General features: G+C 38.6%; 12 protein-coding genes. 11 read left to right on the top strand and 1 reads right to left on the bottom strand.

Features of this window, described 5'->3' with window-relative positions; translation table 11 throughout:
• Positions 1 to 15 precede the first annotated feature (15 nt).
• The 6 genes from purM (at position 16) to FA707_RS06030 (ending at position 6,908) form a co-directional block, all read left to right on the top strand.
• Positions 16 to 1,059, top strand: coding sequence for a phosphoribosylformylglycinamidine cyclo-ligase (purM, locus tag FA707_RS06055; protein ID WP_136953390.1), 1,044 nt, complete (start codon positions 16 to 18; stop codon positions 1,057 to 1,059).
• A complete protein-coding gene (gene purN, locus FA707_RS06050; RefSeq protein ID WP_136953389.1) occupies positions 1,059 to 1,634 on the top strand; it encodes a phosphoribosylglycinamide formyltransferase in 576 nt (191 codons plus the stop codon). The genes purM and purN overlap by 1 nt, the downstream gene beginning before the upstream one ends.
• A gap of 2 nt (positions 1,635 to 1,636) precedes the next feature.
• Positions 1,637 to 3,178 (top strand): bifunctional phosphoribosylaminoimidazolecarboxamide formyltransferase/IMP cyclohydrolase, encoded by a 1,542-nt coding sequence (purH, locus tag FA707_RS06045; protein WP_136953388.1) that lies wholly within the window; start codon positions 1,637 to 1,639, stop codon positions 3,176 to 3,178.
• Positions 3,179 to 3,190: 12 nt separating this feature from the next.
• On the top strand, positions 3,191 to 4,468 hold the full coding sequence (gene purD / locus FA707_RS06040; protein ID WP_136953387.1) for a phosphoribosylamine--glycine ligase: 1,278 nt from the start codon (positions 3,191 to 3,193) through the stop codon (positions 4,466 to 4,468).
• Positions 4,469 to 4,579: 111 nt separating this feature from the next.
• Positions 4,580 to 5,203: a cyclodeaminase/cyclohydrolase family protein gene (locus FA707_RS06035; RefSeq protein WP_136953386.1), complete on the top strand. Its 624-nt coding sequence runs from the start codon at positions 4,580 to 4,582 to the stop codon at positions 5,201 to 5,203.
• Positions 5,204 to 5,228: 25 nt separating this feature from the next.
• Complete coding sequence (locus FA707_RS06030) at positions 5,229 to 6,908, top strand: formate--tetrahydrofolate ligase (protein ID WP_136953385.1); 1,680 nt, start codon at positions 5,229 to 5,231, stop codon at positions 6,906 to 6,908.
• A gap of 59 nt (positions 6,909 to 6,967) precedes the next feature.
• On the opposite strand, the gene FA707_RS06025 is transcribed toward FA707_RS06030, so the two are convergent.
• Entirely contained in the window at positions 6,968 to 7,879 is a 912-nt protein-coding gene (locus FA707_RS06025) for a mechanosensitive ion channel family protein (RefSeq protein WP_136953384.1), read from the bottom strand.
• Between the two features lie 160 nt (positions 7,880 to 8,039).
• On the opposite strand from FA707_RS06025, the gene FA707_RS06020 reads away from it, so the two are divergent.
• The 5 genes from FA707_RS06020 to FA707_RS06000 all read left to right on the top strand — a co-directional run bounded on the left by FA707_RS06020 (position 8,040) and on the right by FA707_RS06000 (position 11,995).
• Entirely contained in the window at positions 8,040 to 8,489 is a 450-nt protein-coding gene (locus tag FA707_RS06020; protein ID WP_136953383.1) for a DUF948 domain-containing protein, read from the top strand.
• 27 nt (positions 8,490 to 8,516) lie between these two features.
• Positions 8,517 to 9,098, top strand: a complete 582-nt coding sequence (locus tag FA707_RS06015; protein ID WP_136953382.1) for a YtxH domain-containing protein — start codon at positions 8,517 to 8,519, stop codon at positions 9,096 to 9,098.
• A 156-nt stretch (positions 9,099 to 9,254) separates the two neighbouring features.
• The gene (locus tag FA707_RS06010; protein ID WP_136953381.1) at positions 9,255 to 10,589 is read left to right on the top strand and encodes a Y-family DNA polymerase; all 1,335 of its coding nucleotides are present in this window, start codon (positions 9,255 to 9,257) and stop codon (positions 10,587 to 10,589) included.
• A 35-nt stretch (positions 10,590 to 10,624) separates the two neighbouring features.
• A complete protein-coding gene (locus tag FA707_RS06005) occupies positions 10,625 to 11,140 on the top strand; it encodes a hypothetical protein (protein WP_136953380.1) in 516 nt (171 codons plus the stop codon).
• Positions 11,141 to 11,275: 135 nt separating this feature from the next.
• Positions 11,276 to 11,995, top strand: a complete 720-nt coding sequence (locus FA707_RS06000; RefSeq protein WP_136953379.1) for a GntR family transcriptional regulator — start codon at positions 11,276 to 11,278, stop codon at positions 11,993 to 11,995.
• Positions 11,996 to 12,060: the final 65 nt, after the last annotated feature.

Below are 12,060 nucleotides of genomic sequence, written 5' to 3'. Positions count from 1 at the left end.
TCTGGGAGGAAAACAATGGCTAACGCTTATGAAAAAGCTGGTGTTGATGTTCACGCTGGTTATGAAGTGGTTGAAAGAATAAAAAAACATATTAGTAAAACGCAACGTTTAGGTATGATGGGAGCAATCGGTGGTTTTGGTGGTTTGTTTGATTTAAGCCAACTAGACTACGCTGAACCGGTGTTAGTTGCCGGAACAGATGGTGTGGGGACTAAGTTAATGGTCGCAATCGAAGCCGATAAACATGATACGATTGGAATTGACTGTGTAGCGATGTGTGTTAATGATATCGTCGCACAAGGGGCTGAACCATTATTTTTCTTAGATTATATTGCAACAGGCAACAATCAACCGGCTCAAATTGAACAAATTGTTGCTGGAGTTGCTGATGGTTGTGAGCAAGCTGGGGCTGCCTTAATTGGTGGAGAAACAGCTGAGATGCCAGGTCTTTATCAAACCGGTGAATATGATGTTGCAGGTTTTACGGTTGGTGTCGTTGAAAAATCTCAATTAGTGACAGGTGAAACGATTGAAGCAGGTGATGTATTGATTGGCCTAGCGTCATCAGGGATTCATTCAAATGGTTACTCATTAGTGCGTGATATTTTCTTTAATCGCCACGAGTTATCAGTTGAGGTTGTGTTACCAGAATTAGGTGAGCAAACACTCGCAGAAGCTTTACTAGTTCCTACTAAAATTTATGTGAAGAGCCTTTTACCACTTGCGAAAACAGGTAAAGTGAAAGGAATGGCGCACATTACCGGTGGCGGATTTGTCGAAAATATTCCGCGTATGTTACCAGAAGGTTTAGCTGCTAAGTTGACGCATGGTTCATGGCCGATTTTACCTATTTTTGAGGTGTTAGAAAAATATGGTGAACTATCACATGATGAGATGTACGAAATTTTCAATATGGGAATTGGGATGGTTTTAGCGGTCGCTGCCGATGAAGTGGCTGATGTACAATCGCAACTCGCTAGCTTAGGTGAAGCAAGCTATGTTATCGGTGAAGTGGTGACACAAACAAGTACACCAGTTGAATGGGCGGCGAACGAATAATGAAAAAAATCGCTATTTTAGCGTCGGGTAACGGTAGTAATTTTGAAGTGATTAGACAAAAAATTGTAGATGGAGAATTGCAAGCAGAAATTGTCTTAGTTTTTAGTGACCAACCGTCAGCTTTTGTGCTAGAACGTGCTAAACAACATCAGTTACCTTACGCAACCTTTTCGCCAAAAGAATTTGCTTCAAAAGCAGCTTACGAACAACGGTTATTAGAACTATTAGTCGAATGTGAAGTCGACATGTTAATTTTAGCCGGCTATTTACGAATTTTAGGGTCTGATGTTATTCAAGCTTTTCCCAATAAAATTATTAATATTCATCCATCGCTGTTACCAGAATATCCTGGCTTAAGAAGTATCGAACGAGCTTATCAAGATGGACAACAAGTAACCGGTGTGACGATTCATTATGTTGATGAGGGCTTAGATACTGGCCCAATTATCCGTCAAGCCTCACTTACGATTGATCCTAGTGAAAGTTTGGCACAATTAGAAGAACGTGTTCATCAATTAGAACATCAATTATACCCAGAAGCATTACAACAATTACTTAATAAGGAGCTAAATTAATCATGAAAAAACGTGCGTTGATCAGTGTCTCAGATAAAACAGGTGTCGTTGAATTTGCCAAAGCGTTAGTGGCACTAGATTTTGAAATTATCTCGACAGGGGGAACAAAGCAATTACTAGATGAGGCAGGCCTTACAACGATTGCGATTGATGAAGTGACCGGTTTCCCCGAAATGTTAGATGGCCGTGTCAAAACCTTACATCCGATGATTCATGGTGGATTACTAGCTAGACGTGACCTAGCAACGCATTTAGAAAAAGTAAAAGAACATCAGATTGAATTGATTGATTTGGTTTATGTGAACTTATATCCGTTTAAAGAAACCTTAGCAAAACCTGACGCGACGCATGAGTTAATCATCGAAAATATTGATATCGGTGGGCCAAGTATGTTACGTTCAGCCGCTAAAAATTATGCAGCGGTCACAACATTAGTGTCACCACAAGATTTTGAACGTGTCTTAACTGAGTTAGAAGCAATCGGTGAAACATCACTAACAACGCGTGAATATTTAGCGGCTAAAGTGTTTAGCCACACCGCTTATTATGATGCGTTAATTGCCCAATATATGAATCAAAAAGTTGGTATTCAAACACCAGAAGTTTTAGTTAATGGTTATGAATTACAACAAACACTTCGTTATGGCGAAAATAACCATCAAGCGGCAAGTTTTTACCGTCAACCATTTTCGACAAGCGGTTCGTTAGTTAATGCTGAACAACTAAACGGAAAAGAATTATCTTACAATAATTTACGCGACGCCGATGCAGCTGTACGAATTATTCAAGATTTTACTGAACCGACTGTCGCAGTTTTAAAACACATGAACCCATGTGGTATTGGAACAGGAACAACGATCGAAGATGCCTTTGTGGCAGCTTATGAAGCCGATCCTGTTTCGATTTTTGGTGGGATTGTGGTCTTAAATCGTGAAGTAGATGCAGCAACGGCTGAACGCATGCATCAAATTTTCTTAGAAATTATTATTGCGCCAAGCTATACACCAGAAGCGCTTGCCATTTTAAGCAAGAAGAAAAACTTACGTGTCTTAGCACTCGACTTAACACGTGAAGAAGCAGATGTGGCCCCAGTGGAGTTAACATCAGTTTTAGGTGGGGTACTAGTTCAAGATTTAGATACGGCGACTGAACAAGATGAACAGTGGGAAGTCGTGACCAAACGTCAACCAACTGAAGAAGAACTAGCAGCTTTATCATTTGCTTGGAAAGCAGTCAAGCATGTGAAATCAAATGCTATCGTGATTACTAATGCAACACGTACGTTAGGTGTAGGAGCTGGTCAAATGAATCGTATTGGCTCACTAAAAATTGCGGCTGAACAAGCAGCTGATCAATTAGAAGGTGCTGTAGTGGGAAGTGACGCCTTTTTCCCAATGAGTGACAGCATTGAGTTTTTAGCAAGTCATGGTATTAAAGCAGTTATTCAACCAGGTGGTAGCATAAAAGACGCTGAAGTCATTGCCTTAGCAGACGAGCATGATATCACGATGATTTTCACTGGTACAAGACACTTTAAACATTAAGGAGAACTTCAAATGAATGTATTAGTTATAGGTAGTGGGGGTCGTGAGCACGCGATTGCCAAAAAATTATTAGCAAGTCCTACTGTTGCGCACGTCTATTGTGCTCCGGGAAATCCTGGTATGTGTCAAGACGGTATTGAATGTGTGGCAATTAACGAAGATAATCATGCATCGTTGATTAGTTTTGCTAAAACCAATGAAATTCGTTGGACCTTAGTCGGACCTGAACAACCACTGATTAATGGGATAGTTGATGATTTTGAAGCGGCAGGATTAAAAATTTTTGGTCCTAATCAAGCGGCTAGTCAAATTGAAGGTTCCAAGGCTTTTGCTAAACAAATCATGACACAATACGGAATTCCAACGGCTGATTATCAAGTTTTTAGTGACGTCGAAGAGGCGAGAGCTTATGTACGTAACGGGAAATTTCCAGTAGTGATTAAAGCAGATGGTTTAGCAGCTGGTAAAGGTGTGATTATCGTTCAAACATTAGAAGATGCCTACCACGCGCTCGATGAGATGTTAGTGAAACAAAAGTTCGGTAAAAGCAGCCAAGAAGTTGTCATTGAAGAGTTTTTAGAGGGGGAAGAATTTTCGTTACTGTCCTTTGTTAAAAACGAAACGTTTTATCCAATGGTTATTGCTCAAGATCATAAACGTGCGTATGATAAAGACCGTGGCCCGAATACTGGTGGAATGGGGGCTTATTCACCGGTTCCTCAAATCTCACCAGCGATTGTTAATCAAGCAATAATGGAAATCGTTAAACCGACTGTTTTAGGAATGATTGATAATGGCACACCATTTACTGGTATTTTATATACAGGTCTTATCAACACGAGTGATGGTCCGAAAGTCATCGAATTCAACGCGCGCTTTGGCGACCCTGAAACGCAAGTTATTTTATCACGTTTAACAAGTGATTTAGCCAAAATTATTGATGATTTATTTGCGGATAATATACCTGAGATTACGTGGTCTGATGAAGTAGCTGTTGGTGTTGTTCTAGCTGCAAAAGGTTATCCTGAACGTTACGAAAAAGGGGTGTTGATACCTGAATTTACAGGTGAAATCGAAACCTTTTACGCAGGTGTGGCTGAAAAAGACAATCGATTGGTGACAAATGGTGGCCGCGTGATGTTGTTGAATGCGACGGCGCCTGATTTAGAACAAGCGTTAGCGAAGGTTTATCAATCATTAGATAGCTATCAAGCAAGTGATTTGTTTTATCGAAGCGATATTGCACATCGTGCCTTGAAGTATTTAAGTGATGCTTCTGCTTTTAACTAAGCTAGAAAAACGCTATAATAACTAGAGTTAAATAAAAATGCCCATTTTCATAAGTTAGCATGTTTTTTAACTAACGTATGTGGATTGGGCGTTTTTAGGCGGAGGGAACGTATGATTAATCAAACAATTGAGCATTTTATCAATGAATTAGGGTCAGAAAAATCAACACCAGGTGGCGGTTCAGCCGCCGCAGTTACCGGAGCAATTGGCATATCATTAACACAAATGGTCGTCTCTTTAACAACCGGTAAAGCTCGTTACGCCGAGCACCAAACGTTATTAGATGACGTACAAGCACAAGCGACAGTATTAACACAGCGTTTCATCGACGGTATTCAAGAGGATATTGCGGCGTTTAATCATGTGATGGAGGCTTATCGTTTACCTGCTCAGACTGAAGATGAGAAATGTTTAAAACAAGTGCAAATCGAAGCAACAAGTAAAGAAGCAACGATTGCGCCATTCAACATGATGGAAACATCAGTGGAAGCCTTAAGACTGTCACAACAATTACTAGGAAAATCTAATCCTAATGTGTTGAGTGATTTAGGGGTTGCTGCTTTAAATTTAAGTGCAGCGTTACAAAGTTCATGGTTAAATGTTTTAATTAATTTAAAAAATATTCAAGATGAGGCGTTCGTCTCAACTTATCGCATGCAGGGAACTAAATTACTTGCAGAAGGTAAACAACTTGCGAATGAATTGTACCAACAAGTGTTAACTGAATTAGCATAATTATCATACTGACGGAGGCTAGAATATGACAGAAATATTAAGTGATATCGACATTGCAAAAGCAAACACGATGCATCCTATTAAAACAATCGGTGAAAAAATCGGATTAACAGAAGATCAATTAGAATTTTACGGTAAATATAAAGCGAAGTTATCAGCATTAGAGTTAGAAAAACTACAAAACCAACCAGATGGTAAGTTGATTTTAGTCACAGCGATTACGCCAACTCCTGCGGGTGAAGGGAAAACGACGACATCTGTTGGTTTAGCAGATGGCTTGAACCGCCTAAATGAAAAAGTAGTGTTAGCCTTACGTGAACCGTCACTAGGTCCGGTTTTTGGTGTCAAAGGTGGAGCCGCTGGTGGTGGTTACGCGCAAGTGGTGCCAATGGAAGATATTAACTTGCATTTTACAGGAGATTTTCATGCAATTGGTGTGGCACATAATTTATTATCAGCGATGCTAGATAATCACATTCATCACGGCAATGAACTAGGCATTGATTCACGACGTATTACGTGGAAACGTGTCGTTGATATGAATGATCGTCAATTACGATATATTGTCGACGGTTTAAACGGGAAAATAAATGGTGTGCCGCGTGAAGATGGTTTTGACATTACCGTTGCCTCAGAAATTATGGCAATTTTATGTCTGGCTAATAGTTTGGCTGATTTAAAACAAAAATTAAGCCAAATTATTGTCGGTTATACTTATGATGGACGTCCAGTAACCGCTAAAGATTTAAAAGCAGCTGATGCGATGGCGGTTCTATTAAAGGATGCGATTAATCCTAACTTAGTCCAAACATTAGAACACACGCCTGCTTTAGTTCATGGTGGTCCCTTTGCCAATATTGCCCATGGCTGTAACAGTATTTTAGCAACCAAATTAGCGCTTAAATATGCTGATTATACGGTCACAGAAGCCGGTTTTGGTGCTGATTTAGGCGCTGAAAAATTCTTAGATATTAAATGTCGCTTAGGTGGTTTAAAACCAGATGCGGTTGTGTTAGTGGCAACGATTCGTGCGCTGAAAATGCATGGTGGTGTTAATAAAAAAGAATTAGGAACAGAAAATGTTGAAGCTGTCTTAAATGGTTTACCTAACTTAGAAAAACATTTAGATAACTTACAAAACGTGTATGGGCTACCAGTAGTGGTTGCTATCAATAAATTCCCGACTGATACAGAAGCAGAATTAGCAGCTGTTCAATCCGCTTGCGAAGCACGTGGCGTGGAAGTGTCACTTTCTGAAGTTTGGGAAAAAGGTGGTCAAGGTGGCGTTGATTTAGCTAAAAAAGTGATGGCGTTAGCTGACCAGTCGTCTGAATTAAGCTATGCGTATGATTTAACTGATTCAATTGAAACAAAAATTGAAAAAGTGGTAACGAAAGTTTACGGCGGTCAAGGAATTAAATTAACACCAAAAGTAAAACGTGAAATTCGAGAATTAGAAGCGTTAGGTTTTGGCGATTTACCGATTTGTATGGCTAAAACTCAGTACTCTTTCTCAGATGATGCTTCATTATTAGGTGCACCAAGCGGCTTTGATGTGAGTATTCAACAGGTGAAAGTCTCAGCTGGTGCAGGCTTTATTGTGATCTTAACCGGTGCAGTGATGACGATGCCAGGACTACCAAAAGTTCCGGCGGCAGAAAGAATTACGATTTCGGATGACGGTCAGATTGATGGATTATTTTAATTACTAATAAAAAGGGAGCTTAGCGTTGATACAACGCTAAGCTCCCTTTTTCTATTGGATTATTTTTTGACATCACTCAAATTAATAGGTGAAGTAGGTAGTTCGATGCCAGCTGCTTTTAATGCCAATAAATATTCTTCTAAAAATTTCGTTTGTACTTTTACCTGTGCCCCGTTTAAAGTAGGGATTACCACTTTCAAGGCTAGATTACCATTGCCTGTGTCAACGACTCCGACAATATTAGGTTCGTCTTCTATTTCAGGGAACAGCGGCGTTAACTGCTGATTCACGTCTGTTACAATTTGCTTGATTAGCTCTAGATCACTATTAGGGTTGATACGTAGTTGGATAACCGCCAAGCGATTAGCTTTAGAAAAATTACTAATGACCAAAATACTGCGATTAGGGATGAAATGAACTACACCGTCAGTTGATTTGACTTTGGTAGTTCGTAATCCGACTGATTGTACGGTTCCTTCCGATTCGTTGATGATGACATAGTCACCGACTTCGATTTGTTTCTCAAAAATAATGAAAAATCCAGTAATTAAGTCATTAATAAATCCTTGCGCCCCAAGACCAATCGCTACACCAGCAATACCCGCACCAGCGATTAAAGAACCTACTGGAATACCAATAATCGTTAGTAATGTATACAAGTAGATGAATAGTAAAATATAGCTGAAGACATTTTTCGTTAGAGCATACAGGGTATCAATTCGATTTTGGCCGTGATTTTCAGTGAATTTTTTATTCTGGAAGGAGCGTTTAATTAAACGTTGTCCAATTTTTTTGATAAATAAAATCAACACAGTAGTAGCGATAATTAGGATACTTTTGTTGATAATCAGTGATAAAATGGACGACCAGTCAATGGATTGCCAATACTCAGACAAGACACCGAATTTTTGGACTGTATCTTCTTGGAAAAAAGTGTCTGACGTTGTGGTTTGAGCTGTTAAGAGTAACATATAACAAAACTCGCTTTCTATAGAATTTAGATAGATTAAGTGTATCAGATTATCTTAACAATTGGAAAAATATCTGCAAATAATTAGTTATAGTTGTGAAAAATTGTGCTTAATGTTATCCTAAAAATAAGGAAAATTGAAGGGAAAAGAGGTAGATTTTATGACAGGAACAGAAGTTGCTGCCTTAATAGCAGCTATCGCGTTTGTTATTTTAGTCGTCGTGTTAATCTTCTTTTTAATGACATTATTACCAAAGTTAAAAGAAACTTTAGATAATGCTAATACAACGATGAAAAAAACTCAGGACGTTGTGGATGAAAGCAATCGTACCTTGAAACTTGTGGCTAAAGATGTGGATGTTTTAAGCCATCAAGTGGAAGAATTATTAATTAAAAGCAATGATTTATTAAATGATGTCAATGGCAAAGTCGAAACGATTCAACCGTTGTTTAAAGCGGCTGCAGACTTGGGAGATAGTGTTTCAAGCATTAACCATTCGAGTCGAAACGTTGCGAGCAAATTAGGTGTGATGAGCGGCAATGCTGTTAAAGCATCAGTGGCTACTAAAGTGGGTCAATCAGCGTTTAAATTGTTGCGAAGAAAAAAATAAACAGATAATTTACAGGAGGGATTTTTTATGAGTAAGAAAAATAATGGCGGATTTTTACTAGGGGCAATTATTGGGGGAGCAGCCGCAGCTGCAGCAGCGTTATTAATGGCGCCAAAAGCTGGTAAAGAAACACGTGAAGAACTATTAGATCAAATGGATGATTTAAAAGCAAAGTCTTCTGATTACACGCAATTAGCAAAAGATAAAGGCAGCAAAGCTCTATCTAAAGCGCAAGATATTAAAGAATCAACTCTTTCAACATTAAAACGTAATTCTGAAGAATTAGCCGATGATTTAAAAGAAACGGTTGAAAAATCTGAATGGGAAGATCGTTTAGATAACTTAGTAGATGGAGCACAAGATATCGTATTAGATGTCAAAGAAATGTCAACCAAAGCAGTCAACCGTGCACAAGAAGTGGCATCAGACTTTAAAGACGGTGTTCAATCAGCATTTGATAAATCGGAAACAGACGAATTGATAGCTGATGCTAAAGATGCTGTTGATGAAACAGTCACAACGGCTAAAGATGCCGCAGCTGACGTGGCCGATGCAGTTGAAACAACAACCGAAGAAATTAAAGATGAAGTGGATCATCATTTAAGCTAATAAAAGAATCAATGTGAGACTTGACCAATTAAAAATGGTCAAGTCTTTTTTAATAATTAATAATTGATACTTGACTAAAAATACGAACAAATGTTCTAATGTATATAGAACGTTTGTTCGTATTTTTGTGAGGTGAGGAACTTGAATGATTTTTGTATGAATCCAACATTTGATTATAGTAAGGAGCCATCACGTGATATTTTGTGCCTGGATTGTAAGTCGTTTTACGCTTCGGTTGAGTGTGTTGAAAGAGGATTAGATCCACTAGATGCCAAACTTGTGGTGATGAGTTATCCTAGTGATAATCCTAAAGAACGTGGTAGTGGACTGATTTTAGCCAGTTCACCGATGGCTAAAAAAGCGTATGGCATTTCAAATATCTCTCGTGCCCGTGATTTGCCTTATCCGTATCCTGATGATTTAGTCATTGCACCACCTCGTATGCGATTGTATATGGAAAAAAATCAAGAAATCAATGAGATTTACAAACAATTTGCCGATGATCAAAATCATCATGTTTATTCAGTTGATGAAAGTTTTCTTGATGTGACGGATGGATTGAAAATGTATGGTGTAGCGAATGCTTTTGAGATGGCGCGCTTGATTCAGCGTGAGGTTTATTTTAAGACGGGAATTTACACGACGGTTGGAATTGGTGATAATCCATTACTAGCTAAGTTAGCGCTAGATAATGAATCGAAACATCATCGTCATATGAAAGCGGAGTGGCGTTATCAAGATGTGCCAAACAAATTATGGAAAATCCCTAGGTTGACTGATTTTTGGGGGATTGGGCATCGAACGGCTAAGCGTCTAGAAGCGTTGAACATCCATTCAATTGCCGAGTTAGCGCAGGCTGACTATTACGTATTAAAAAGTCGACTAGGTGTTGTTGGTACGCAACTTTATGCGCATGCGTGGGGAATTGATCGCACGTTTTTAGGTCAGCCATATCAACCGCAATCTAAATCAGTTGGAAATTCGCAAGTGTTACCCCGTAATTATCATGATGCCCGTGAGCTAGAAATTGTAATTATTGAAATGGCAGATCAAGTTGGCACGCGTTTGAGGCGCTTAGGTGCTAAAGCGCAAGTTGTTAGCTTAAGTTTGGGTTTTTCGCTAGGATATATAAATCGTGAAGGTAAAACGAGTGTTAAAAAGCAACTGAAAATTTCACCAACGAATACAAGTCGTGAGTTAGCAAGGCACTTATTACAGATATTTCGTCACCAATATCAGCAAGAGGAAGTGCGAACAGTGGCGATTAATACAAGTGAATTGATTTTTACTAATGCCTTACAGTTAGATTTATTTAGTGAACCAGAAGAACAAATTAAGCAAGTACGCGTTGATTATGTGGTCGATACAATACGTAAAAAGTATGGCTTTTGCTCTTTAATTCACGCGAATAGTTTATTAGAAGGGGGACGTGCCATTGCTCGTGCGAGTTTAGTTGGTGGCCATGCAGGTGGTATGGGTGGTTTAGATTAGTTAAAATAATAAAATAATAAAAGGTGATGACAGGAATGAAACGGACGAAAAAACAATTTATTCCTTATAATGAATATCAAGATCGACCGTTTGGTTTGAAGTGGGGCACTGCGTTTGCGATGGATGAGTTGACAACAGCTATTGATAAGAATAATCAGTTTTCTCAAAAAAATATTAAAGCTGAAGAGTTAATGTCGCCTAGTGAAATCGATGAAGCGTTAGCTTTTGCTTATTTAAAAAACAAACCCATCGAGATACAATTAAATCAGTGGGATAAATTTGGGCGTCTAACAGAGAGTATTCGTGGAGATTTTAAAGGTGAGTGTTATGAGGATTATTTTGTCTTAGACAATCAGTGCTATCGCTGGGAAGAGGTGCGATCGGTCAAAATAATTGAAGAGATTAAGTGGTCGCATGTGGTAAGGTACGATAATGAGCCTAACAAATTAGCCACAATCGCCTCCCAAAAAACAGAAGAGGAGTCACGATTAGAACTTTTAAAGGATGAGTTTTACCAAGCTTTTTTTGAAGATGAGTTGGAAGAGCACTAGGTTCTATAATTGAAAAACAGTTAACTAGGTAAAAAGTGTTGTTTGAAAGATATATACCAGTTATAATAGGATATGATAATAATAGTAGTTATAATGACTTATTATATAGACCAATGAGAAAGAATGGTGAGTGTCATGTCTGAAAATAACCATAATATACCAAGATATTTACAAATTCATAATCAACTAAGACAAGAAATCGAAGAAGGGAAATGGCGAATTGGTGATAAATTACCGTCTGAGCGCGATTTAGCGATTCACTTCGATGTAAGTAGAATGACCTTGCGTCAAGCCGTTCAAACGCTAGCGGACGAAGGTGTATTAGAGCGTAAAATCGGATCAGGAACGTATGTCGCGGCTAAAAAAGTCCAAGAAACGTTAACTGGTACGACGAGTTTTTCTGAAATTGTGCGAGCACAAGGTAAAGAACCTTCGGCTAAAGCTGTTTCATTTTTTGTTACACAGCCAAGTGCAAGTGAGATGGAAAAATTAAATTTACATCCAACTGATAAAATTTTGAAAGTTGAGCGTATTCGTTACGCTAACGATGTGCCAATTTGTTTTGAAGTGATGTCGATTCCTTATGAATTAGTCAAAGAGTTTAGTAAGGCGGAGATTATTAAGTCTTTCTATGAAACGATGCAGATAAAAGGTAATTATCGTATTGGTTACTCAGAGCAAAATATTACCGCAACGTTAGCAAGAGAGCGTACAGCAGATTTTTTAGATACGAAAAAAGGTGAGGCAATGCTGAAATTAATCCAAGTCACGTACCTAGAAGACGGTCGTCCATTTGAGATGGTTCGTTCATACTATGTTGCCGATCGTTTTGAATTTGTCTTAGAGCGTAGATAATACAAAGTGTGTGGCCGTATGATTATCTCTGGAACGTAAGCGAGATTAGGCAAATTAGCGAAATG

This window comes from Vagococcus zengguangii (assembly GCF_005145005.1).
GTDB lineage: Bacteria > Bacillota > Bacilli > Lactobacillales > Vagococcaceae > Vagococcus_A > Vagococcus_A zengguangii.
The sequence above is the reverse complement of the archived record's forward strand: the minus strand, read 5'-3'. Positions and strand labels throughout refer to the sequence as shown.

Bases quoted from the DNA above. Each gene is read 5' to 3' on its own strand.
- purN (WP_136953389.1), top strand. From the start codon at position 1,059: ATGAAAAAAATCGCTATTTTAGCGTCGGGTAACGGTAGTAATTTTGAA.
- FA707_RS06010 (WP_136953381.1), top strand. From the start codon at position 9,255: ATGAATCCAACATTTGATTATAGTAAGGAGCCATCACGTGATATTTTG.
- FA707_RS06020 (WP_136953383.1), top strand. From the start codon at position 8,040: ATGACAGGAACAGAAGTTGCTGCCTTAATAGCAGCTATCGCGTTTGTT.
- FA707_RS06035 (WP_136953386.1), top strand. From the start codon at position 4,580: ATGATTAATCAAACAATTGAGCATTTTATCAATGAATTAGGGTCAGAA.
- purD (WP_136953387.1), top strand. From the start codon at position 3,191: ATGAATGTATTAGTTATAGGTAGTGGGGGTCGTGAGCACGCGATTGCC.
- purM (WP_136953390.1), top strand. From the start codon at position 16: ATGGCTAACGCTTATGAAAAAGCTGGTGTTGATGTTCACGCTGGTTAT.
- FA707_RS06000 (WP_136953379.1), top strand. From the start codon at position 11,276: ATGTCTGAAAATAACCATAATATACCAAGATATTTACAAATTCATAAT.
- FA707_RS06015 (WP_136953382.1), top strand. From the start codon at position 8,517: ATGAGTAAGAAAAATAATGGCGGATTTTTACTAGGGGCAATTATTGGG.
- FA707_RS06025 (WP_136953384.1), bottom strand. From the start codon at position 7,879: ATGTTACTCTTAACAGCTCAAACCACAACGTCAGACACTTTTTTCCAA.
- purH (WP_136953388.1), top strand. From the start codon at position 1,637: ATGAAAAAACGTGCGTTGATCAGTGTCTCAGATAAAACAGGTGTCGTT.
- FA707_RS06030 (WP_136953385.1), top strand. From the start codon at position 5,229: ATGACAGAAATATTAAGTGATATCGACATTGCAAAAGCAAACACGATG.
- FA707_RS06005 (WP_136953380.1), top strand. From the start codon at position 10,625: ATGAAACGGACGAAAAAACAATTTATTCCTTATAATGAATATCAAGAT.